General features: G+C 63.0%; 20 protein-coding genes. 5 read left to right on the plus strand and 15 right to left on the minus strand.

What is annotated here, in order from left to right; genetic code table 11:
- Positions 1-22 precede the first annotated feature (22 nt).
- Complete coding sequence (locus tag F8G81_RS01865; RefSeq protein WP_416377092.1) at positions 23-982, minus strand: A/G-specific adenine glycosylase; 960 nt, start codon at positions 980-982, stop codon at positions 23-25.
- Positions 983-1,140: 158 nt separating this feature from the next.
- Between F8G81_RS01865 and F8G81_RS01870 the strand changes: the two genes are divergently transcribed.
- The gene (locus F8G81_RS01870) at positions 1,141-1,842 is read left to right on the plus strand and encodes a hypothetical protein (RefSeq protein WP_267277350.1); all 702 of its coding nucleotides are present in this window, start codon (positions 1,141-1,143) and stop codon (positions 1,840-1,842) included.
- Positions 1,843-1,885: 43 nt separating this feature from the next.
- On the opposite strand, the gene disA is transcribed toward F8G81_RS01870, so the two are convergent.
- Positions 1,886-2,962, minus strand: a complete 1,077-nt coding sequence (gene disA / locus F8G81_RS01875) for a DNA integrity scanning diadenylate cyclase DisA (RefSeq protein ID WP_267277351.1) — start codon at positions 2,960-2,962, stop codon at positions 1,886-1,888.
- 385 nt (positions 2,963-3,347) lie between these two features.
- On the opposite strand from disA, the gene F8G81_RS01880 reads away from it, so the two are divergent.
- Together F8G81_RS01880 and F8G81_RS01885 are read left to right on the plus strand one after the other, a co-directional pair.
- A complete protein-coding gene (locus tag F8G81_RS01880; RefSeq protein WP_267277352.1) occupies positions 3,348-4,961 on the plus strand; it encodes a peptide chain release factor 3 in 1,614 nt (537 codons plus the stop codon).
- 33 nt (positions 4,962-4,994) lie between these two features.
- Positions 4,995-6,200 (plus strand): beta-ketoacyl-[acyl-carrier-protein] synthase family protein, encoded by a 1,206-nt coding sequence (locus tag F8G81_RS01885; RefSeq protein WP_267279371.1) that lies wholly within the window; start codon positions 4,995-4,997, stop codon positions 6,198-6,200.
- A gap of 356 nt (positions 6,201-6,556) precedes the next feature.
- On the opposite strand, the gene F8G81_RS01890 is transcribed toward F8G81_RS01885, so the two are convergent.
- The 13 genes from F8G81_RS01890 to F8G81_RS01950 form a co-directional block, all read right to left on the minus strand.
- Positions 6,557-6,754, minus strand: coding sequence for a hypothetical protein (locus F8G81_RS01890; RefSeq protein WP_267277353.1), 198 nt, complete (start codon positions 6,752-6,754; stop codon positions 6,557-6,559).
- A gap of 535 nt (positions 6,755-7,289) precedes the next feature.
- Positions 7,290-7,982, minus strand: coding sequence for a GntR family transcriptional regulator (locus F8G81_RS01895; protein ID WP_267277354.1), 693 nt, complete (start codon positions 7,980-7,982; stop codon positions 7,290-7,292).
- Between the two features lie 120 nt (positions 7,983-8,102).
- Positions 8,103-9,236, minus strand: coding sequence for an N-methyl-L-tryptophan oxidase (gene solA, locus F8G81_RS01900; RefSeq protein WP_267277355.1), 1,134 nt, complete (start codon positions 9,234-9,236; stop codon positions 8,103-8,105).
- Between the two features lie 3 nt (positions 9,237-9,239).
- Complete coding sequence (locus tag F8G81_RS01905; protein ID WP_267277356.1) at positions 9,240-10,007, minus strand: amino acid ABC transporter ATP-binding protein; 768 nt, start codon at positions 10,005-10,007, stop codon at positions 9,240-9,242.
- Positions 10,004-10,936, minus strand: coding sequence for an amino acid ABC transporter permease (locus F8G81_RS01910; RefSeq protein WP_267277357.1), 933 nt, complete (start codon positions 10,934-10,936; stop codon positions 10,004-10,006). The genes F8G81_RS01905 and F8G81_RS01910 overlap by 4 nt, the downstream gene beginning before the upstream one ends.
- A gap of 9 nt (positions 10,937-10,945) precedes the next feature.
- The gene (locus F8G81_RS01915; RefSeq protein ID WP_267277358.1) at positions 10,946-11,866 is read right to left on the minus strand and encodes an ABC transporter substrate-binding protein; all 921 of its coding nucleotides are present in this window, start codon (positions 11,864-11,866) and stop codon (positions 10,946-10,948) included.
- A 177-nt stretch (positions 11,867-12,043) separates the two neighbouring features.
- Positions 12,044-12,736, minus strand: coding sequence for a GntR family transcriptional regulator (locus F8G81_RS01920; protein ID WP_267277359.1), 693 nt, complete (start codon positions 12,734-12,736; stop codon positions 12,044-12,046).
- Positions 12,737-12,782: 46 nt separating this feature from the next.
- Positions 12,783-14,237: an NAD-dependent succinate-semialdehyde dehydrogenase gene (locus F8G81_RS01925; protein ID WP_267277360.1), complete on the minus strand. Its 1,455-nt coding sequence runs from the start codon at positions 14,235-14,237 to the stop codon at positions 12,783-12,785.
- 80 nt (positions 14,238-14,317) lie between these two features.
- Positions 14,318-15,571, minus strand: coding sequence for an aspartate aminotransferase family protein (locus tag F8G81_RS01930; protein ID WP_267277361.1), 1,254 nt, complete (start codon positions 15,569-15,571; stop codon positions 14,318-14,320).
- A 75-nt stretch (positions 15,572-15,646) separates the two neighbouring features.
- Positions 15,647-16,780, minus strand: a complete 1,134-nt coding sequence (locus tag F8G81_RS01935; protein WP_267277362.1) for an FAD-dependent oxidoreductase — start codon at positions 16,778-16,780, stop codon at positions 15,647-15,649.
- Between the two features lie 3 nt (positions 16,781-16,783).
- On the minus strand, positions 16,784-17,551 hold the full coding sequence (locus F8G81_RS01940) for an amino acid ABC transporter ATP-binding protein (RefSeq protein ID WP_267277363.1): 768 nt from the start codon (positions 17,549-17,551) through the stop codon (positions 16,784-16,786).
- Positions 17,548-18,450, minus strand: a complete 903-nt coding sequence (locus tag F8G81_RS01945) for an amino acid ABC transporter permease (RefSeq protein ID WP_267277364.1) — start codon at positions 18,448-18,450, stop codon at positions 17,548-17,550. Before F8G81_RS01945 ends, F8G81_RS01940 begins: the two co-directional genes overlap by 4 nt.
- A 46-nt stretch (positions 18,451-18,496) precedes the next feature.
- On the minus strand, positions 18,497-19,426 hold the full coding sequence (locus tag F8G81_RS01950; RefSeq protein WP_267277365.1) for an ABC transporter substrate-binding protein: 930 nt from the start codon (positions 19,424-19,426) through the stop codon (positions 18,497-18,499).
- Between the two features lie 368 nt (positions 19,427-19,794).
- On the opposite strand from F8G81_RS01950, the gene F8G81_RS01955 reads away from it, so the two are divergent.
- Positions 19,795-20,469 (plus strand): haloacid dehalogenase type II, encoded by a 675-nt coding sequence (locus F8G81_RS01955; RefSeq protein WP_267277366.1) that lies wholly within the window; start codon positions 19,795-19,797, stop codon positions 20,467-20,469.
- 26 nt (positions 20,470-20,495) lie between these two features.
- Entirely contained in the window at positions 20,496-21,773 is a 1,278-nt protein-coding gene (locus tag F8G81_RS01960; protein WP_267277367.1) for an NAD(P)/FAD-dependent oxidoreductase, read from the plus strand.
- Positions 21,774-21,777 lie beyond the last annotated feature (4 nt).

A 21,777-nucleotide genomic window follows, 5' to 3' on the forward strand; every position in this document is an offset into this window, starting at 1 on the left:
CATCCCCTGCGGCACCCGAAGCTCATGCCGGAAGCCGGTATCCGCCCTGGTGCAGCTCGGCCAGGCCGTCGGTGAGCAGTCCGGCCAGCGCACGGTCCAGCTGCTCCGGGCCGCAGTTCAACCGGTGAAGGGCAGAGAGCGGCACTGCAACGCCGTCCGGCGCAAAGCCCAGGTCCGCGGGCTCCTGGTGGAACATCTCCGGGGGTACGGGATTCTCCGCGGTCCGCAGGACCGCCATCACGGCACCGCGCACCTGGCGGTCAGTGCCGTGCCACGCCTGTCCCTTGGGAATGTACGACGGCGGCGGCTCGCCGGCCGCAATCCAGGCGCATGAGTTGCGGACAGGGCAGGCGGCGCACTTGGGCACCCGGGCCGTGCAGACCAGCGCCCCCAGTTCCATGACCGCAGCGTTCCAATGGACGGAGGCACCGTCGTCGTCCGGCAGGAGTTCTGCCGCCAGCCGCATTTCCGAGGCAGTCAGCGACGGCGACGGAAGCGCGACGCCGGAAATGAGGCGCGCATGGACGCGCCGGATGTTGGTGTCCACCACCGTTTCCCGACGTCCGAAGGCAAACGCGGCCACGGCGGCAGCCGTGTAGCTGCCCACCCCGGGCAGGGCCAACAGCTCCGTGTAGGTTCCAGGAACTGTGCCGCCATGGTCGCGCACGATCGCAACTGCCGCTGCGTGCAGCCGGAGCGCACGGCGCGGGTAGCCCAGCCTTCCCCACAAACGGACGGCTTCCCCTGCAGGTTCACCCGCCAGGGCGGCCGGGTTGGGCCAGCGGCTGAGCCATTCCTGCCAGACCGGCAGCACACGCACCACAGGTGTCTGCTGGAGCATGATTTCACTGACCAGGACGCCCCATGGTGAGCAGCCCGCATCCCGCCAGGGCAGGTCCCGGGCGGTCTCCGCGAACCAGTCCGTAATCCTGGCGTGCAGGGAGGCCAACGCGTCCCTGTTCAGGGAAGGACCAACGGGCACAGCTGGGGAAGAGGTTTTAGTATCGATCCCAACACTGTAGTTGAAGCCTTGCATTGGACGGGATCTGCGGGCAACGCAAACAAACCGTAACCATAGCGTTGGCTGGGTTCCCGGCGTGGTGGGAATGCAGAAGGCACCCTGTTCTCTAGCCTAGAAGGATGGGCAGGCAAGGCAATTCATCAACACGCGGGACGGCGTCATCCGCATCTGGTTCCCGGAATGGTTCAGGGGCACCACGGACGCTGAGTGACGCCGTGGTGTACCGCCGCCGGCGGCTGTTCGTCGGAGTGGTAGTGCTGATGGTGATCGCCGTGGTCCTTGGCGGCTTCGCGGCGGGCGGCGCCTTCAGCGGCAACTCCGAGCAGGTTTCAAGCACCGACAGTGAAACCGGCGCCGGCGCTTCGCCGGCAGCCCCCACAGAGTCGCCATCGGAAGCGCCCAGTCCTACTCCCACTCCGGCGGCAAGCCCCACCTGCGACCAGAACCTGGTGACTGTCTCTGCAGCAACGGACAAGCCTGCCTACGGGCCGGACGAGAACCCCTTGCTCACCCTGAAGGTCACCAACGGCGGGAAAATGCCGTGCGAGGTGAACATAGGCACGTCCCAGATGGAGTTCCTGGTGACCAGCGGCGCAGACCGGATTTTCTCCTCCAGGGACTGCCAGGCGGCGAGCGAGGATCTGGTGAAGACCATTGCACCGGGCGCCAGCGAAACAGCCAACTTCCCGTGGCCGCGCAACCGCAGCGTGGAAGGCTGCGAGCCCATCGACGCCAAACCGGGAGGCGGCGGGGCGTACTACATCTTCACGGCCAAGCTGGGTTCGAAGGCCAGTCCCAAGGCAGTGTTCCAGCTGGGCTGAGCTGGAACCCCACCGGCAGGGGAAGCGGGTCAGGGCAAGCGGGTCAGAGGAACCGGTCCAGCAGGCTGGCCTCGGCCATCCGGCTCAGGCCTTCACGCACCGTACGGGCACGCTGGTCACCGATGCCGTCCACCGTCATCAGGTCATCGATGGTGGCAGCCATCAGGAACTGCAGGCCGCCGAAATGGTCCACCAGACGGTCGGCGACAGCCTTGGGGACCGCCTTAAGCCCTGAAAGCAGGCGGTACCCGCGGGGCTGTACCACGGCGTCGAGGGTATCCACCCCGCCGGCGAAGCCGATGATGCCGGAAATCTTGCCCAGATCTATCAGCTCGGTTGGGCCCAGGTTTACGAGGGCACTCACGGCTTTGTCGATATCATCCGGGGAGGCGTGCGGTCCCGCGTAGTCACGGATGATGATGTCGCTGCCGGGGCCCCGGCCCACGGTGAGCTCGTCAAGCTGGAGGGACAGCAGCCGGCCGTCCTCGCCCAACTCCAGGACATACTGGGAAATTTCCTCCGAGATCCGGCGAACCATTTCCTGGCGCTGCAAGGTGACGGCCACGTCCCGGACGGTCACCATGGCCTCGATCTCAAGGGCTGAGAGGGAACTGGTCACCTGGTCCAGCCGCGACCGGTACCTCTCCAGGGTGGCCAGGGCCTGGTTGGCGCGGGCCAGGACCTTCTCGGAGCCTTCGAGGACGTGGCGCAGGCCGTTGACGTACAGCGCGATGATCTGCATGGACTGGCTGACGGAGATGACGGGCACGCCGGTCTGGATGGCCACACGCTCCGCGGTCCGGTGCCTGGTGCCCGATTCCTGGGTTTCGATGCTGGAGTCCGGCACCAGCTGCACGGCGGCGCGGAGGATGTTCCCGGCGTCCCTGTCACAGATGATGGCGCCGTCCATCTTGGCGAGTTCGCGGAGCCTCGTGGGGGAGAAGTCGATACCGATATCAAAGCCGCCGGAGCAAATGGAATCGATGGTCCGGTCCGAGCCGAGAACAATCAGTGCGCCAGTGCGTCCCCGGAGGATGCGTTCCAGTCCATCGCGGAGGGGCGTTCCTGGAGCTACTCTGCCCAGAGTCGCCTTGAGCGATTCTTCGGGGCTCCGGGCCATAGGGTGTTCCCTTCAAAGGTGCTGGCTGCCGCCCGCAATTATGCCGGTTTCCCACTGTCTGCCGGCAGGATCAAAAGTACTCAGTTTCCCGCAAGACCAATGATAGAGGTAAAGAGGGGCAACAACCGCACGGGCAAGCCCTAAAGTGCCCCATTCGGGGGTTCCCGGAAAGGGTTCCGAAGACCGCCCGCGGGCGGCCGGCGCTGACGCATTTTTGGGCCTTTTGCCGCCGCTGGATAAGGGATCTGCCCCGCAGCATGTAGGAGCCGCCTTCGGTGCCGGGCCGGCGCTGGGATAAACTTGTACCTTGGCCTTAGCCAGTCCCCAGCCAGCCTTACAATGTCCCGTCAAGCGCCAGGACCCCCACCGTAGCGAAAGTAGCACCGTGTCCCAAGATGTCCTTAGCCCCGCCCGGGTCCACGAGATTCACAAACAGGCGGCCCGGCGTCGGACGTTTGCCGTTATTTCGCATCCTGACGCCGGCAAGTCCACGCTCACCGAAGCACTGGCATTGCATGCAAAGGTGATCGGCACCGCCGGTGCTTCCAGCGGCAAGGCAAACCGCAAGGAAACGGTCTCGGACTGGATGCAGATGGAGAAGGACCGCGGCATTTCCATCAGCTCCGCAGCTCTCCAGTTTTCCTACCGCGATACCGTCATCAACCTGCTGGATACTCCCGGCCACGCCGACTTCTCGGAAGACACGTACCGTGTCCTCGCCGCCGTCGACTGCGCAGTGATGCTGGTGGATGCAGCCAAGGGCCTGGAAACCCAGACCATGAAGCTCTTTGAGGTCTGCAAGCAGCGCAACCTGCCCATCATCACTGTGATCAACAAATGGGACCGCCCCGGTTTGGACGCCCTGGCCCTGATGGACGAGATCACCGAGCGCACCGGCCTGCAGCCCATGCCGCTGACGTGGGCCGTTGGCATCTCCGGCGACTTCCGTGGCGTCTGGGATCTCCGCAACGACCGTTTCGCCCAGTTCAAGCGGAACAACTCCGGCGCCAACATCGCGCTGACCGAGTACTTCACCCCCGAGGAAGCGGCGGAGAGCCAGGGCAGCAACTGGTCCGATGCCGTGGACGAAGCCGGCCTGGTCATCGAATCCAACCTCGAGTTCGATGTTGAGAGCTTCCACGCAGGCAAGGCCACGCCCATACTTTTCAGCTCAGCCGCCCTGAACTTCGGCGTCAAGGAACTGCTGGACGCCCTGGTGGACTTCGCCCCGCCGGCGGCTCCCAGGCCGGACGTAGACGGGAGCCCACGCGCCGTGGCCGCCCCGTTCTCCGGGTTCGTCTTTAAGGTCCAGGCCGGCATGAACAAGGCGCACCGCGACCACGTGGCGTTCATCCGCGTGTGCTCCGGCGTCTTTGAGCGCGGCATGGTGGTCACGCAGACGCGCACGGGTAAATCCTTCGCCACCAAGTACGCGCAGCAGGTCTTCGGCCGCGAACGTGAGGTCATCGATGAGGCCTACCCCGGCGACGTGGTGGGCCTGGTGAACGCCTCGTCCCTGCGCGTGGGGGACAGCCTCTTCCTCGAGGACCCGGTGGAATTCCCGGCCATCCCGCTGTTCGCGCCGGAACACTTCCAGGTGGCACGCTCCAAGGACCCCAGCCGCTTTAAGCAGTTCCGCCGCGGCATTGAGCAGCTCGAGCACGAGGGCGTCATCCAGGTGCTCCGGTCCGACGTCCGCGGCGACCAGGCGCCGGTGCTCGCCGCCGTCGGCCCTATGCAGTTTGAAGTGGTGGAGGACCGGATGGCCCATGACTTCAGTGCCCCCATGCGGCTGGAACGCCTCCCCTATTCCATTGCCAGGATTTCGACGGCGGATGCCATGCCGGCGCTGGCCAACGTGCCTGGCGCCGAGGTGCTGCTGCGGTCCGACGGCGAATTCCTCGCCCTGTTCAACGACGTCTGGGCCCTGCGCCGGATAGAGAAGAACCACCCGGACCTGACGCTGGTCCCGATCGGCACGCACAACCCGGCGAAGTAGGCTGCGGTGACGACTGTTCAACCTCGGGCCGTGATCACGGGGACGGGTACGCTCAATCCACTCGGGTCCACCGTTGCAGAAACCTGGTCTGCACTGATTGCCGGCCGGTCAGGCATTGCCGGCATAGACGAGGCCTGGGCTGAGCCTTTGCCCGTCCGGATCGCCGGCCGGGTCGGCACCGACCTCTCAGCACTGCTGACGACGCGGGAACTGAAGCGCATGGACCGCTGCGGGCAGCTTGCGGTGCTCGCGGCCAGGGATGCCTGGGCGAAGGCCGGCGCCCCCGAAGTGGATCCGGACCGGTTTGCCGTGGTCATCGGATCCGGCTATGGCGGCCTGGACACCACCCTGGCCCAGACCCGTGCACTGGACAGCGGCGGTGCACGCCGCGTGTCGCCGCACACCCTGACCCGCCTGATGGTGAACGGGCCCTCCGCATGGGTGTCCATCGACCTCGGTGCCCGGGCAGGAGCGCGGACCCCGGTAAGCGCCTGCGCGTCCGGAGCGGAAGCAATCGCCCAGGGCCTGGAACTGATCAAGGCCGGCGCGGCCGACGTCGTGGTTGCCGGTGGCGTTGATGCCTGCGTCAACGATCTCGTCCTCAGCGGTTTCTCTCAAATCCGGGCACTGTCTACCCGCAATGACGATCCGGAGGGCGCGTCCAGGCCATTCGACCGTGACCGGGACGGCTTTGTCCTGGCGGAGGGTGCGGGGATCCTGGTCCTGGAAAGCGAGGAGCATGCACGGGCGCGTGGTGCGCACGTACTGGGGGCGGTGGCAGGTGCTGCCGTAACGTCCGATGCGGGCGACATCGTGGCAGCGGACCCTGCCATGCAGCGGCGCGTGATGGAGAAGGCCCTGGCTATGGCCGGGCTCAGGGGTGCGGACATCAGCTTTGTGCATGCCCACGCCACGTCCACGCCGGTGGGGGACCGCCTGGAGGCCCAGGCAATTGGCGCCGTTCTCGGTTCTACGGTTCCCGTCACGTCAACAAAGTCCCTGACCGGCCACCTCCTGGGCGGTGCCGGCGCTCTGGGGGCCATCGTCGTCATCGAAGCGCTGCGGAGTGGAGACCTTCCCGGAACGTATAACGTAGGCAGCCTGGATCCGGAGGTGGACCTCAACATCATCACCGGGACAGCACGCTGGGGCGGTGAACCCGAAAGTGGCGGGGCGGGGATGGTCAACGCTTTCGGCTTCGGCGGTCACAGCGCCTCGTTGGTGATCACCCGGGGGTAGCCCCCAGCCCTGCACGTAATCCGCCGTCGGAGGCGCTTCAGACTTACATACTGCGCTGGAACTGGAGGTTTAGCTTCCTCTGGTTCGGGCAAGGCGTGCGATCTCCCGTGAAACAGCTTCAAGCCTGTCGGCCCGCGTAGCCGGATTAGTCCTCTGACCCTTCAGTTTGGCGCTGGAAGAAGGATGCGAAGACAACGACCTGTGTGGGCGGACCGGCTGTTTCCCAGGGTCAAGGTCTGGAGCAAAGAGGGGATCGTGGAAGACCAGCTCTGGTCCTTTCGGCTGGGGAGTAGCGGTTGGCAACGTTCCAGGGCTGTTCCGAAGCTGTTCCCGAAAAGTGTTGGACGCTGCCTCTTTCACCGGAACACGCCCCACTGGATATGAACGGCAAGGAGGACGGAGCCCAGTGCAATGGTTCCGGCGCAGATTTGCACACCCCAGCGATCTGTGAATCTCCTGAGACGCTTTGCACCTGCAGCGGGCTGCGGGATGTATACGACGGCGCTGAGGCTGGTCAGGAGTGCTGCTGCGATAAGCACAATCAGGATGACCATGATGCTCCAGGGATGAGAAATCCGGGCAGGCGCCTGCAGTCAGTTACTCCGCAGGAATTCCTAGCGGGCATGGCTGCTGTCAGAAAGCTTGAGGTCGCAGTCGTCCTCAATATGGAACAGCCGGCGATCACCGACTTTGTCCGTTACCCAGATGGTTCGGCCATCGTCGGTCCGATCATCTACTAATCCTCTGTAGCTCTCCACGCCACGCTGGCTAAGGGTGACGGCGTCGCCGCGCTGGAGGCAGCCCGTCCACGCAGATTTACCATAGCTTTGCACCATTGCTCTTGCCCTTTCGGTCCGCCACCGGGACGTCAGCGGCCCGGACACAACGAAAATCTCTCCTCCAAGGCTATCGTCAATTGTTGACAATTGCTATAGCCGGCTTGGGAGGGCCACTGGACCATTCACGTGGGCGTGGCAAAGCCTGCCGCTGTCTCTGTTGAGCCAACCGGAAGGAGCCCTCGGTCCAGCTGACCGGGGGCTCCTTCAGGCGGTGGGCAGCCTGCCGCGCATGAGCTGCCCGGTGAACTATTTAGGCGGTAACCGCCTTCCCGTTCCGCGGAGCCGTGAGATCGTTCACTGCCGTTTGCATATGCTGCTCGATGGCTTTATGGAGCTCTTCCCGGTCTCCGGCCTCGAGCAGATCCAGCAGGTTCTGGTGCTCCTGGACAAGGGCGTCTATCCGCGGGTAGGAGACAGCCAGGTTCAGGATGCACATCCTGGATTCGGCCGCGAGGGTTTCGTAGATCCGGATCAGGCGGGTGTTGGCCGCCCCGGCCACAAAGGTGGTGTGGAACTGCATATCGAGCCGTGCAATGGCCTGCCAGTCCGAGACAGCAACCTGCTTAGCCATGTCACTGATGACGGCCTTCAGAGCCTGGCAGGTGTCCTTGATCTGCTCCTGCCCGGCATCAAGCAGCGCGTTTGCGGCTGTTGATTCCATAGCCTGGCGGACTGCATAGATCTCCCTCACGTCGTCGTCTGAAAGCTCCAGGACAAACACTCCGCGGTTGCGGTGGCTGACCAGGATCCCCTCCTGGGACAGCCGCTGCAACGCCTCACGGACCGGGCCTCTGGACGTGCGCAGCTGACCTGCCAGGACAGATTCATTGATCTGCTCTCCCGGACGGAAAATCCCCTGGACGATTTGTTCCCGCAGCTGATCGGCGATCAGCTGCGCCGTGGGTCTTCCCTCCAGCGTAAATAGTCCTTCCGGTGCCGCCATTGCTGTTCCCTCACTTCACTCTTGGGTTTATTGCGCTTCTTAGAGATTATTGGACTCTGAACCCTGGGACGACATTGGGCGCGAGGTCCCTGGCGAACTCCCCTTTCTTTAATTGCCGCATTAGATGCCTTTGAAGCGTTGGGGTCGGACGAAGTCCAGGCCTTCGATGGTGCCTTTGCCGAGGGCTTCGTGTGCGGCGATCTGGCCGTAGCCGCTGGCATTTTTGAAGCCGCCGCCGGAAAATCCTGTGGCGCAGTAGATCCTGCTGTCATCCGTCACCGGGCCAAGCAGGGGATGGCTATCGCTCGTGAAGAGGTCCGGGAAGGCGTCGGAGCGGACGATGTTGGGGAACAGGCCCGGGAAGAACTCTCTGACGGTCTCGGTCGTTTCCGTGATTTCTCCGGCGGTAAGTTCCCGGGGGACTGAATCCGCCTGCGGGGTTGGAGCCCCCCGTCCGTCCAAAGTTGCCTTCACTGTGACGCCGTCGACGGCGGGCGCCCCATACATGGACCGGTCCCCGGAGATTCGAATGAATATAGGGAACCGCTCCGGCGAAAATTCTGCCGGATCACGCGCCACGAACCACGTGAGATAGATGCGATAGGGCTTTGTGGCACTTTGCAGGTAGTTGGGCATGAGGCGTTGGGACCAGCCGCCGGAGGAGATGATGACGTTCTCGAAGGTCCAGGACTTCTCGCCGGAGGTGATGTGGACGCCGTCGGTGGTTTCGGTGATGGCGTCGATGGGGGTGTTGCTGTGGATGGTTGCGCCGTTGGTTTGGGCGGCGGTGATGGCGGCCGTGACGGCGCGGTCGGTGCGCAGGGCACCGGCGTGGGGGTCGTAGACGGCGATGTCGTCCGGGCGGAGGTTGTGCTGGGGGTAGCGTTGGGCCATTTGTTCGCGGCTGAGGATTTCGTGCTCGGCCCCGGTTTGTTGGGTGGTTTCCAGGAGGGCTGACAGGTAGGGGCCGTTTTTGGTGCCGATGGAGAGTCCGCCGGTGTGGGTGAGGATGTTTTGGCCGGTTTCGGCTTCGAGTTCGGCCCAGAGGTCCTGTGAGCGTTTCAGGATGGGGTAGAGGCTGGGGTTGCCGCGGTAGATCATGCGGAAGAGCCGGGTGTCCCCGCCCACGGCGCTGCGGCCGTGGGCGGGGGTGTGTGCTTCGAAGCCGGCCACGTTTTCGGACAGACGGGAGGCTTGCCAGAGGGCCATGGAGCCGATGCTGCCCAGTCCGATGACGGCGAGTTTTCCGTCCATGGCCTAGAGGACCTGGTCCAGGAAGGCCTGGGTGCGGGGTTCTTGGGGGTTGGTGAGGACTTCGCGGGCGTCGCCGCGTTCGATGACGTAGCCGTCGTCCATAAAGATCAGCGAGTCGGCGACTTCGCGGGCGAAGCCCATTTCGTGGGTGACCAGCACCATGGTCATGCCCTTCTTAGCGAGCTGTTTCATGACTGCCAGGACTTCGCCGACTTTTTCCGGGTCAAGGGCTGAGGTGGGTTCATCGAAGAGCATGATCTCCGGGTCCATGGCCAGGGACCGGGCGATCGCGACGCGCTGCTGCTGCCCGCCGGAGAGCTGGGCGGGGTAGTAGTCCCCGAAGCCTGCCAGGCCGACGCTGGCGAGGAGTTCGTGGGCGCGTTTGGCGGCGTGTTTTTTGTCCTGGCCTTTGACCAGGACGGGGCCGGACATGATGTTTTCCTGCGCGGTCATGTTGGGGAACAGGTTGAAGGACTGGAAGACCATGCCCACCCTGGTGCGCTGCTCAGCGAGCTTCTTGGGCGGCAGGGCGTGGTAGGCATGCTCGGTTTCGTAGTAGCCGAAGTCTTCGCCGTTGACTTTCAGGACGCCGGAGTCCACTGTTTCCAGGCCGTTGATGCAGCGCAGGATAGTGGATTTGCCGGAGCCGCTGGGGCCGATGATGCAGCAGATCTCGCCGCTGGCGATGTCCAGGTCGATGTCTTTGAGGACTGTTTTGGGTCCGAAGGACTTGCGGATCTTCTGGGCGAGAATGGTGCCGTCGTTGCTCATCGGGCAGCGCCTTCCGGGTCTGTCAGCACAACGGGTTTCGCTTTTTGGGGAAGCCTGGAGGTTGAGCGGGAGTATTTCTGTTCGAGCTTGGACTGCGGGTAGCTCAGCAGCAGGGTCATCACCAGGTACCAGAGGCTGGCGACGATCAGCAGCGGGATGGTCTCGTAGGTGCGGGCGTAGATGAGCTGGGCGCTTTGGAGCAGCTCGGCGACGCCGAGGACGCTGACGAGGGAGGTTTCCTTGAACATGCCGATGACCTGGTTGCCGGTGGCCGGGATGATCGAGGGCATCGCCTGCGGGATGATGACCTTGCGCATCTTCGTCCCGGCGCTCATGCCCAGGGAGTCTGCTGCTTCGATCTGGCCCTTGCCGACGGAGGAGAAACCGCCGCGGATGATCTCGGCCATGTAGGCGGCCTCATTGAGCGTCAGGCCGACCAAGGCTGCGGTGATGGGTGCCATCAGGGCGTTCACGTCGATCGCTGTGCCGATGTCGGTGAACGGGATCCCGATGGACAGGTTCGGATACAGCGCGGCGACGTTGAACCAGAAGATCAGCTGCACCAGCACAGGGGTGCCGCGGAAGATGGTGATGTAGACCCCGGCGGTGGCCGCGATCGGCTTGATTTCGGAGGCCCTCATGATGGCCAACGCCAGCCCCAGGAGCGTTCCCAGGGCCATGCTGGCCACCGTGAGGAAAAGCGTGAGCATCAGCCCGCGCAGGATCGTTTCATGAGTGAAGTACCTCGCCACCACGCCCCACTTGAAGTTGGGATTGGTGGAAACCGAGATGAGAATGCCCAGGGCCAAAAGGCTGCAAAGGATCCAGGCGGCATATTCGAAGGTGCTGCGCCGCCGAAGCCTTGGTTTGAGTGCGGAGTCGATCCCCGTCATGGTGTCCTCACTTCTTGGACGAATGGATTTCAGCACGGCGTCTCCCTAGTTCAGCTTGGCTTCGGTGATGGCGCCTGCCTCAAGCCCCCACGTCTCAAGCGACTTTTTGTACTCAGGGCTGTCGAGCACGGACTGAACGGCTGCCTGCAGGGCCGGAGTGAGCGGCGATCCCTTTTTCAGGGCAACGGCAACCACATGGTCGGAACGGGTGTCCACCTGAGGAGTCAGAATGGTGAAGGTGTTCGGCTGCTGGTCGGCTGCCCAGACCAGCGAGGCAGAGTCGTAAAGAACGCCGTCAACGCGTTTGGAGTGCAGCTGGGTCAGGGCCTCCTGGACGTTCGGAAGAGTCACACCGTTGATGGCGGGCTTGCCCTTTTCCGTGCAGGTCCAGTTCGAGACGTTCGGCAGGTGCTTCAGCTGGGCATTCGAGCCTTTCGTTACGGCGATGTTCCTGCCGCACATGTCATCGTTGCTGATGTTGAGCGGATTTCCTGCGCTCACGGCAAGGGAAAGCCCTCCATTGAAGTAATCGATCATGTCCAGCACCTGGAGACGCTCGGCGGTGGGGGACATGGTGGTGGCGGTGAAGTCATACCGGCCGCCGTCGATCCCTGGAATGATCGTGTCGAAGGCAGTGTTCTCGAACTTCAGCTTCAGGCCAAGCTTCTTGGCAATGAGCCGTGCCATATCCGGATTAAGGCCAATCGGGGTGCTGTTGTCATCAGCCAGGAACGTGGTGGGTGGGTAGTGCAGATCCATCGCCACCGTGATTTCGCCCTTGTCCTTATAGGACTGCGGCAACAACTTCACGGCAGCTTCATCGGGCTGGACGCCCTCGGAGATGTCAGCCGTATTCGACGTCTTGGATCCGTCATTACCTGAATCTTCACCGGGACTGGTCCCGCACGCGGTTAAGGCCAGTATGACCGCTAACCCTGCAGCGGCAGCCTGAACCCTGGTTCTCATTTTCGTCGCTGTCTCCTTCCAAACCTTCCGGCCGGATCCCTTCACCTACAATGCAACCACCCTTGTCGCAGATCGTCGACAATTCACAGCGAAAAACTTTGAGGGGATATGGAAAAGGAAAGGCCAGATCCAATGGATCTGACCTTTCCTTTCGAAAGTGTTGCATGTGGAGGCACTTCAGGCGGTGACGTCGCTCGCTTTGCCTGATGCAGTGAGATCGTCCACGGCCGTTTCCAGGTGGCGTTTGATGGCTTTGTGGAGTGCTTCCTTGTCTCCGGCCTCGAGCAGATCCAGCAGGATCTGGTGTTCCTGGACCAGGACGTCTATCCGCGGGTAGGCGACGGCCAGGTTGAGGATGCACATCCTGGATTCGGCTGCGAGGGTTTCGTAGATCCGGATCAGGCGTGTGTTGCCTGCCCCGGCCACGAAGGAGGTGTGGAATTCCATATCGAGCCGGGCAATTGCCTGCCAGTCCGACGCGGCAACCTGCTTGGCCATCTCACTGATGATGGCTTTCAAGGCCTGGCAGGTGTCCTTGACCTGCTGCTGGCCGGCATCGAGCAGCGCGTCAGCGGCAGTCGATTCCACTGCCTGGCGAACTGCATAGATCTCAATGATGTCATCGGTAGCGAGCTCAAGGACGAAGACGCCCCTGTTGCGGCGGCTGACCAGAATCCCCTCCTGGCACAGCCGCTGCAACGCCTCGCGGACCGGGCCCCTGGATGTGTGTAGCTGGCTTGCCAGGACAGATTCGTTGATCTGGTCTCCCGGACGGAACGTGCCCTGAACAATTTGTTCACGCAGCTGATCGGCGATCAGCTGCGCCGTAGGCCTTCCCTCCAGTGCAAAGAGCCCTTCCGGTGTCGCCATGGATGTCCCCCTCATTTCCTTCATTGCATTGCTTACTGCATATTTCTTAGATGGCTATTGCGGTGTATTTGTACTCGAGGAATTCTTCGATGCCGATTTTGCCGCCTTCGCGGCCCAGGCCGGATTGCTTGATGCCGCCGAAGGGTGCTATCGGGTTGGAGACCAGGCCGGTGTTGATGCCCACCATGCCTACTTCGAGTTCCTGGGAGAAGCGCAGGGCTTTGGCCATGTTTTCGGTGAAGACGTAGCCCACCAGGCCCCATTCGGTGTCGTTGGCTGCATGCAGCACTTCATCCTCGCTGTCGAACGTGGTGATGGCGGCCACCGGGCCGAAGATCTCGTTGTTCATCAGGTCCGCGTCCAGGGTCACGTCGGTCAGGACGGTGGGGGTGTAGAAGTAGCCAGGGCCTTCCGGGCGGTTTCCGCCGGTCAGGACCCGTGCGCCCTTGGCGACGGCGTCGGCGACGAGGCTTTCGACCTTGTCCAGGCCCTTTTGCTCGATCAGGGGGCCCACGTCGGTTCCGGCCAGGGCGCCGTTGCCGACCTGGAGTTCGGACATTTTCTTGGCGAACTTCTCGGAGAATTCGGCCAGCACTGAGCGGTGGACGAAGAAGCGGTTGGCGGCGGTGCAGGCTTCGCCCATGTTCCGCATTTTGGCTTTCATGGCCCCGTCGACGGCCTTTTCGATGTCGGCGTCGGCCAGGACGATAAAGGGGGCGTTGCCGCCCAGTTCCATCGAGGAGCGCATGACGTTCTCGGATGCCTGGCGCAGCAGGATTTTGCCGACGCCGGTGGAGCCGGTGAAGCTGATCTTGCGGGCGATGCCGCTGCTGGTCCAGTTCTCCACCACGGGGGCGGCGCTGGCGGTGGTGACGACGTTCAGGACCCCGTCGGGCAGGCCTGCCTGCTGGAAGATGTCCACCAGGGCCAGGGAGGTCAGCGGGGTCAGTTCCGCGGGTTTGAAGACCATGGTGCAGCCGGCGGCGACGGCGGGGGCGATCTTGCGGGCGCCCATGGCCAGCGGGAAGTTCCACGGCGTGACCAGCACGGAAGGGCCGACGGGCTCCTTGGTGATCATGATCCGGGTGTTGCCGTCCACCGAGGTGGTCTGGTCCCCGCCGATGCGGACGGCTTCTTCGGAGAACCAGCGCAGCATCTCGGCACCGTAGGCTACCTCGCCCTTGGCTTCGGCGAGGGGTTTGCCCATCTCCGCGGTCATGATCGCGGCGAGCCGGTCGGTGTTGGCGATGACCAGCTCGAAGGCCCGGCGCAGGATGTCTGCCCGTTCCCGCGGGGTGGACTTGCCCCAGGCTGCCTGGGCCCGCCCGGCGGCCTGGATGGCCAGGGCTGCATCCTCGGGTCCGCCGTCGGCGACGTGGGCGATGATTTCATTCGTTGCCGGGTTTTCCACGGCGAACGTGGCGCCGTTGGAGGCCTTCCGCCAGGCACCGTCGATGAACAAGTCAGTATGAAGAGTGGTGGGATCAAAGGAAAGACTCATGTCACGCTTTCAGTGTCGTGGGGAAGGTTCGCCGGGGCGGTGGGGTTCCGCCCCGGCGAAGTCCATTGCCTTGGGTTGAGTTAGGACGTGGCCGTCTTCAGCGCCTGGGTGAACCTGACCAAGCCGGCCTGGATCTCGTCGCTGGTGACGTTGAGCGCCGGGATGATGCGGACGACGTTGCCGTGCGGGCCGCAGGTGAGGAGAAGGAGTTCTTCCTTGATGGCTGCCTGCTGGACAGCCGCGGCGGTAGTGGCATCAGGGGTGCTGTCCGGGGAAGTGAATTCGACGCCCTGCATGAGGCCGCGGCCCCGGACGTTTCCGATGCCCGTGAATTCTGTCTTGAGCCTGTCAAGCCCTGCCCGCAGCTCATCGCCCCGAAGCAGGGCGTTCTCGACCAGGTTCTCGCGCTCAATAACACCCAGGGTTGCGACGCCGGCCGCGGCCGCTACGGCGTTTCCGCCGTAAGTGCCGCCCTGAGAACCCGCCCAAGCCTTGCCCATCAGCTCTGCTGATGCCGCAATTGCCGAGATGGGGAAGCCGCTGGCGAGCCCCTTTGCGGTGATTACGACGTCGGGAGTGATTCCCGCCCAATCGTGTCCCCAGAACTTACCGGTGCGTCCGACGCCGGCCTGGACCTCATCGAGGATGAGCACAATGCCGTGCCGGTCTGCGCGATCACGCAGCCCCTGAAGGAAAGCGGGCGGTGTGGGGATGTAACCGCCGTCGCCCAGGACAGGTTCAATGATGAATCCGGCTGTGTCTGCGGGGCTGCTGATACTCAGGAGGAGGTGGTCCAGCTCCTTCAGGGCGAAGTTGACTGCGGTTTCCTCATCCCAGCCGTAGCGGTAGGCGTGGGGGAACGGGGCGATGTGCACGCCGCCCATAAGGGGGGAGAAGCCTGAACGGAACTTGGTGCCGGCGGTCGTCAGTGAGGCCGCGCCCACGGTCCGGCCGTGGAAGCCGCCGTGGAAGGAGATGATGTTGGGCCGGCCGGTGGCCATGCGGGCCAGGCGGATGGAAGCCTCCACTGCCTCGGAGCCGGAGGTAGCGTAGAAAACGCTGTCCAGCCCCGAGGGCAGGAATTCTCCCAGTTTTTCCGTCAGCTCAAGCAACGGCTTGTGCATCACGGTGGTGTACTGGGCATGGACAATCTTGCCCACCTGCTCGCGGGCCGCCGCTACGACGTCCGGGTGGCAGTGACCCGTGCTGGTAACACCGATTCCAGTGGTGAAATCGAGGTACTTTTTGCCGTCGGTCGCGTGGATCCAGCTGCCGAGGGCATGGTCGACGACGACCGGAGTGGCCTGCTTGAGGAGGGGACTAAGAGTTGCCATGGCTTCATACTTTCTTAGGGACTGTAGATTGTCAACAATAGGCGATGCTGAGCAAATCGGGAAGAGGGCGCTTCGTTAATTTGTTTTGAAGCGTTGGGGGCGTGCGAAGTCCAGGCCCTCGAAGGTGCGCTTGCCCAAGGCTTCGTGTGCCGCGATTTCGCCGTAGCCCGTGGCCATTTTGAAGCCGCCGCCGGAGAAGCCGGTGGCGAAGTAGATTTTGCTCTCTTCGTTAACATGGCCCATCAGGGGCTTCCCATCCGAGGTAAAGAGGTCCGGGAAGGCATCCGAGCGGACGATGTTGGGGTGCAGCCCTGGGAAGAACTCGGTGACCGTCTCCATGGTTTCCGAGATTTCCGCGGACGACAGCTCCCGGGGGACCGAATCTGCCTGCGGTGTTGGTGCTCCCCGGCCATCAAGCGTAGCCTTCACGGTGGCGCCGTCGACGGCGGGTGCGCCGTACATCGACCGGTCCCCGGAGATCCGGATGAAGACGGGGAAATTCTCCGGCGAGAATTCCGCTGCGTCCTTGGCTACGAACCAGGTAAGGAAGCACCGCTTGGTTTGGGTTGCTGCCTTCAGGTAGTCGGGCATCAGCCGTTGGGACCACCCGCCGGAGGAGATGATGACGCTCTCGAAAGTCCAGGACTTCTCGCCGGAGGTGATGAGGACGCCGTCGGCGGTTTCGGTGATGCTGTCGATCGGGGTGTTGCTGTGGATGGTTGCACCGTTGGCCTTCGCGGCCGCCACCGCCGCCGTGACCGCACGGTCGGTGCGCAGGGCACCGCCATGCGGGTCATAGACGGCGATGTCGTCCGGGCGGAGGTTGTGCTGCGGGTAGCGTTCAGCCATTTGCTCGCGGCTGAGGATTTCGTGGTCCGCGCCATTGATCCTGGTGGTTTCCAGGAGCGTGGGGATGTACGGCCCATCTTTGGTTCCGATGGACAGCCCGCCGCAGCGGGTGAGGATGTTTTGGCCGGTTTCGGCTTCGAGCTCGGCCCAGAGATCCCGTGATCGTTCCAGGATGGGGTAGAAGTCAGGCACTCCGCGGTAGATCATGCGGAACAGCCGGGTGTCCCCGCCCACGGCGCTGCGGCCGTGGGCGGGCGCTTGGGCCTCGAATCCGGTGACGGAATCGGACAGGCGCGAGGCCTGCCAGAGTGCCATGGAGCCGATGCTGCCCAGGCCGATGACGGCGAGCTTTCCGTCCATGGTTTAGAGCACCTGTTCCAGGAAGGCCTGGGTACGGGCTTCCTTCGGGTTGGTGAGGACTTCGCGGGCGTCGCCGCGCTCCACGACGTAGCCGTCGTCCATGAAGATCAGCGAGTCTGCCACTTCGCGGGCAAAGCCCATTTCGTGGGTGACCACCACCATGGTCATGCCCTTCTTGGCGAGCTGTTTCATGACTGCCAGGACTTCGCCGACCTTTTCGGGGTCAAGGGCCGAGGTGGGCTCGTCGAAGAGCATGATCTCCGGGTCCATCGCCAGGGACCTGGCGATCGCGACACGCTGCTGCTGGCCGCCGGAGAGCTGGGCGGGGTAGTAGTCCCCGAACCCGGCCAGGCCGACGCTGGCCAGAAGCTCCTGCGCCCGCTTGGCCGACTGCTTCTTGTCAGCGCCCTTGACCAGTACGGGCCCGGACATGATGTTCTCCAGGGCGGTCATGTTGGGGAAGAGGTTGAAGGATTGGAAGACCATGCCCACCCTGGTGCGCTGCTCGGCCAGTTTCTTGGGCGGCAGTGCGTGGTAGGCGTTGTCGGTTTCGTAGTAGCCGAAGTCTTCGCCATTGACCTTCAGAACTCCCGAATCGACTGTTTCCAGGCCGTTGATGCAGCGCAGGATGGTGGATTTGCCGGAGCCGCTGGGGCCGATGATGCAGCAGATTTCGCCGCTGGCGATGTCCAGGTTGATGTCTTTGAGGACTGTTTTGGGTCCGAAGGACTTGCGGATTTTCTGGGCAAGAATGGTGCCGTCGTTGCTCATCGGAGGTTACCTTCTTCCGGTTCTGTCAGGACAACCGCTTTCTTGGCCTTCCGGGGAAGCCTGGAGGCTGTGCGGGAGTATTTCTGCTCGAGCTTGGACTGCGGGTAGCTCAGCAGCAGGGTCATCACGAGGTACCAGAGGCTGGCAACCAAGAGCAGCGGGATGGTCTCGTAGGTCCGGGCGTAGATCAGCTGCGCGCTTTGGAGCAGCTCGGCGACGCCCAGGACGCTGACCAGGGAGGTTCCCTTGAACATGCCGATGACCTGGTTGCCGGTGGCCGGGATGATCGAGGGCATCGCCTGCGGGATGATGACCTTGCGCATCCTGGTGCCGGAGCTCATGCCGAGGGAGTCTGCGGCTTCGATCTGGCCCTTGCCCACCGAGGAGAAACCGCCGCGGATGATCTCGGCCATGTAGGCGGCCTCGTTCAGCGTCAGGCCCACCAGGGCCGCGGTGATGGGTGCCATCAGGACGTTCATGTCGATGGCGGTGCCGATGTCCGTGAACGGGATCCCGATGGACAGGTTCGGGTACAACGCAGAGATGTTGAACCAGAAGATCAGCTGCACCAGGACCGGGGTGCCCCGGAACAGGGTGATGTAGATATTTGCGGCGATGGCGATCGGCTTCACGTGCGAGGAGCGCATGATGGCCAGGCCCAGCCCCAGGAGCGTTCCCAGGGTCATGCTGGCCACCGTGAGGAAGATGGTGAGCATCAGCCCGCGGAGGATGGATTCGTGCGTGAAGTACTGGGCAACCACGCCCCACTTGAAGTTGGGGTTGGTCAGGACGGAGGTGAGGATCCCGATGCCGAGGAGAATGCTGAGGATCCATCCCGCGTACTCGGAGCGGGTCCGGAGCCGAAGCCGCGGCTTCAGGGCTGCATCGATGCTACTCATCGTTGCTTTGCTTCCTTTAGTAGCTGTGACCATGGTGGCCCTCCCGCTAGTTCAGTTTGGCGTCGGTGATGGCTCCGGACTCGAGACCCCAGGTCTCCAGGGACTCCTTGTACTCCGGGGTCTGCAGAACGGACTGGAGCGCTGCCTGCATGGCCGGGGTCAGCGGCGAGTCCTTCTTCAGGCCGACGGCGGTTACGTCGCTGTTGCCGACGTTGACCCGGCCGATGAGGGTGAAGGAGTCCGGCTGCTGCTTCTGGGCCCACCCAAGCGAGGTGGTGTCGTAGAGTACGCCGTCGATCCGCTTGGAGTGCAGCTGGGTCAGTGCCTCCTGGACGTTGGGGAGCGTCACGGCGTTGATCGCCGGCTGTCCTTTGGAGGTGCAGGTCTGCTCGCTCAGCGCCGGAAGGCGCTTGAGCTGGCCGGTGGAGCCCTGGGTGACGGCGATGTTCTTCCCGCACAGGGTCTCGACCGTAAGGTTCAGTGGGTTCCCTGCGGCGGCGGCCACGGAGTTGCCCGCCTTGAAGTAGTCGATCATGTCCAGGACCTTGAGCCGCTCTTCGGTCTTGGACATGGTGGTGGCCGTGAAGTCGAAGCGGCCGCCGTCGAGCCCGGGCACGATGGTGTCGAACTTTGTGTCCACGAACTTCAGCTTCAGGTCAAGCTTTTTCGCAATGAGCCGTGCCACATCCGGGTTCAGGCCGATCGGTGTGGTGTTGTCTTCAGCCAGGAATGTGGTCGGCGGGTAGTGCAGGTCCATCGCGACTGTCAGTTCGCCCTTGTCCTTGATGGACTGCGGCAACAGGGCAACGGCAGCCGGATCAGCCTGGACGCCTTCTGAGATGTCCGCGGTGTGGTTGGTTTTTGCCTTGTCTTCCGCCGCGGCAGAAGTGCCGGTGGCAGCGCCGCCACAGGCACTCAGCGCCAATACGAGGGCCAGCCCTGTGGCTGCGGTCTGAACTTTATTGATGGTCTTCATGGTGCTTCCCTTCGATGGTTTCAGCTGTTGTTGATTTGCTGAGATGGGGGCAGTCTTTAGGTGTTGCTTCCATGCGGTTGTGATCAGGATCTCGTTCCGCATCTGGAACAATGCAACAGCCAAGATCGCTGATTGTCAACAATTGACGATAAATAAATCGAGTATTTTCCAAACGGGCCGAGTTGCGGGACAGTCGCAGATTAGAACTGTTGACAATCTACAATCATCGGATCTAGAGTCGAGAAGAGCCGGCAAAGAAGCCCTGATGAACCCCAGGAACCCCGCTGGCGCACACCTTGCAGACCATAGGAAGGCGGCAGGCCAAATATCCGGGCCTCCCGTTCAAGACCGAATGAAACGGACGAATCATGGCAGACACGAACCTCCGGCCGAAGTACATATCTTTTGATATCTACGGCACCCTCATCAACTTCGACATTGATCCCACCACGCGCCGGCTGCTCGACGGCCGCATCTCCGAAGAGCAGTGGCCTGCCTTCAAGAAGCAGTTCCGCGGGTACCGTTTCGACGAGGTCTGCGGCGACTACAAGGACTACGAAGCGATCCTCCAGGATTCCTTTGACCGCGTGTGCAAGCGCTGGGGCATCGGGCCGACCGAAGGCGCCGGCGCAGCGTTCGCCGAAGCTGTGCGCGGCTGGGTTGCGCACGAGGACGTGCCGGCTCCGCTGAAGCTCATGGGCGACAACTACAAGCTGGTGGCTCTGTCCAACGCAGACGACAGCTTCCTGGACATCAGCATTCCCAAGCTCGGTGCTGACTTCCACGCCGTGTTCACTGCTGAGCAGGCCCAGGCCTACAAGCCGCGCTACCAGGCCTTCGAGTACATGCTCGATACCCTGAACGCTTCGCCGGAGGACTTCCTGCACATCTCCTCGCACACCCGCTACGACATTCACCCGATGCACGACATGGGCTTCCGGAACCTCTGGCTGCTGGACCGTGGCTATGACCCCATCGGCCCGGGCTACGACCTCACCACCGCTAAGTCCCTGGACGAGATCAACAAGTACCTCGGTCTTTAACCGACTCCGAGGCGAAAGGTCAAACCGTGAAACTCATTCCTTACTGGCTGGACACAGCCGAAGCATCCGGAGACTACCGGCAGACGCCGGTACCGGAAAATGTCGATGTGGCGATCATCGGCGCCGGATTTACCGGGCTGTCCGCGGCCCTTGAATTCGCCAAGCAGGGCGCCAGCGTTGCCGTTTTCGAACGCCACACCGTGGGGTGGGGCGCATCGGGCCGCAACGGGGGAATGGCGACTACCGGGTTGGCCATCAGCTTCAGCACCGCGGTCAAGCGGTATGGGGAAACCCGCGCGGTGGAGATGTTCCAGGAATACAACGACGCCATCGAGACCATCGAGAAGCTGGTCCATGACAACGGCATCGACTGCGACTACAAGCGCTTCGGGAAGCTCTCGCTGGCGTTCCACAAGTCCCACTATGAGGGCTTCCTGAGGTCGCAGGAGAAGCTGGCCAAGCTGGCTAACCACCATGTCACCGTTATCCCCAAGTCCGAGATCCACAGCGAAATCGGCACGGACTTCTACCAGGGCGCGATGGTTGACCCGCTTGGGGCCGGCCTGCACGTTGGCAAGTTTGTCCACGGCCTGGCCGAAGTGGCTGTTGCCGCCGGAGCGGATATCTGTGAAAACGCTGCGGTAACCGAACTGAAGAAGGTTTCCGGCACTGTGCACGACGTGCACACCACCCGGGGCATCACCAGGGCCAAGCAGGTCCTGGTGGCCACCAGCGGTTACACCGGCAACGTCACCCCGTGGCTGCAGCGCCGGGTGATCCCGGTGGGCAGCTTCATCATTGTCACTGACCCGCTGCCCGAGGACGTGGTCAACCGTATCCTGCCCAACCGCCGCCAGGCGTCGGACAGCAAGATGCTGACCTACTACTTCCGCATCACCCCGGATAACAGGCTGCTGTTCGGCGGCCGGGCCCGTTTCGCGCTGTCCAGCCCGGACTCGGACGTTAAGAGCGCCGAGATCCTCCGCAAGGCAATGCTCGAGCTCTTCCCTTACCTCTCCAACGCCAAGGTGGACTACATCTGGGGCGGCCTGGTGGACCTCTCCATGGACCAGATGGTTCATGCGGGGCAGCACGACGGCCTCTTCTATTCCCTCTGCTACAGCGGACACGGCGTGCAGATGGCTGCCCACATGGGTAAGCGGATGGCTCACTACATGGCCGGCGACAAGAGCGCCAACGTGTGGGAAGACCTGAAGAACCCGCCCGTTCCAGGCCACTTCGGTCCGCCCTGGTTCCTGCCCTTCATCGGCGCAGCTGCAAAAATCATCGACCGAGTCAAGTAGACGT

The organism is Arthrobacter sp. CDRTa11, from assembly GCF_026427775.1.
GTDB lineage: Bacteria > Actinomycetota > Actinomycetes > Actinomycetales > Micrococcaceae > Arthrobacter.

What these genes read in the sequence shown, in the direction of transcription:
- F8G81_RS01935 (WP_267277362.1), bottom strand. Translation starts at nt 16,780, where the DNA reads ATGGACGGAAAGCTCGCCGTCATCGGCCTGGGCAGCATCGGCTCCATG.
- F8G81_RS01940 (WP_267277363.1), bottom strand. Translation starts at nt 17,551, where the DNA reads ATGAGCAACGACGGCACCATTCTTGCCCAGAAAATCCGCAAGTCCTTC.
- F8G81_RS01920 (WP_267277359.1), bottom strand. Translation starts at nt 12,736, where the DNA reads ATGGCGACACCGGAAGGGCTCTTTGCACTGGAGGGAAGGCCTACGGCG.
- F8G81_RS01925 (WP_267277360.1), bottom strand. Translation starts at nt 14,237, where the DNA reads ATGAGTCTTTCCTTTGATCCCACCACTCTTCATACTGACTTGTTCATC.
- F8G81_RS01930 (WP_267277361.1), bottom strand. Translation starts at nt 15,571, where the DNA reads ATGGCAACTCTTAGTCCCCTCCTCAAGCAGGCCACTCCGGTCGTCGTC.
- F8G81_RS01905 (WP_267277356.1), bottom strand. Translation starts at nt 10,007, where the DNA reads ATGAGCAACGACGGCACCATTCTCGCCCAGAAGATCCGCAAGTCCTTC.
- F8G81_RS01945 (WP_267277364.1), bottom strand. Translation starts at nt 18,450, where the DNA reads ATGAGTAGCATCGATGCAGCCCTGAAGCCGCGGCTTCGGCTCCGGACC.
- F8G81_RS01870 (WP_267277350.1), top strand. Translation starts at nt 1,141, where the DNA reads ATGGGCAGGCAAGGCAATTCATCAACACGCGGGACGGCGTCATCCGCA.
- F8G81_RS01955 (WP_267277366.1), top strand. Translation starts at nt 19,795, where the DNA reads ATGGCAGACACGAACCTCCGGCCGAAGTACATATCTTTTGATATCTAC.
- disA (WP_267277351.1), bottom strand. Translation starts at nt 2,962, where the DNA reads ATGGCCCGGAGCCCCGAAGAATCGCTCAAGGCGACTCTGGGCAGAGTA.
- F8G81_RS01890 (WP_267277353.1), bottom strand. Translation starts at nt 6,754, where the DNA reads ATGGTCATCCTGATTGTGCTTATCGCAGCAGCACTCCTGACCAGCCTC.
- F8G81_RS01895 (WP_267277354.1), bottom strand. Translation starts at nt 7,982, where the DNA reads ATGGCGGCACCGGAAGGACTATTTACGCTGGAGGGAAGACCCACGGCG.
- solA (WP_267277355.1), bottom strand. Translation starts at nt 9,236, where the DNA reads ATGGACGGAAAACTCGCCGTCATCGGACTGGGCAGCATCGGCTCCATG.
- F8G81_RS01915 (WP_267277358.1), bottom strand. Translation starts at nt 11,866, where the DNA reads ATGAGAACCAGGGTTCAGGCTGCCGCTGCAGGGTTAGCGGTCATACTG.
- F8G81_RS01950 (WP_267277365.1), bottom strand. Translation starts at nt 19,426, where the DNA reads ATGAAGACCATCAATAAAGTTCAGACCGCAGCCACAGGGCTGGCCCTC.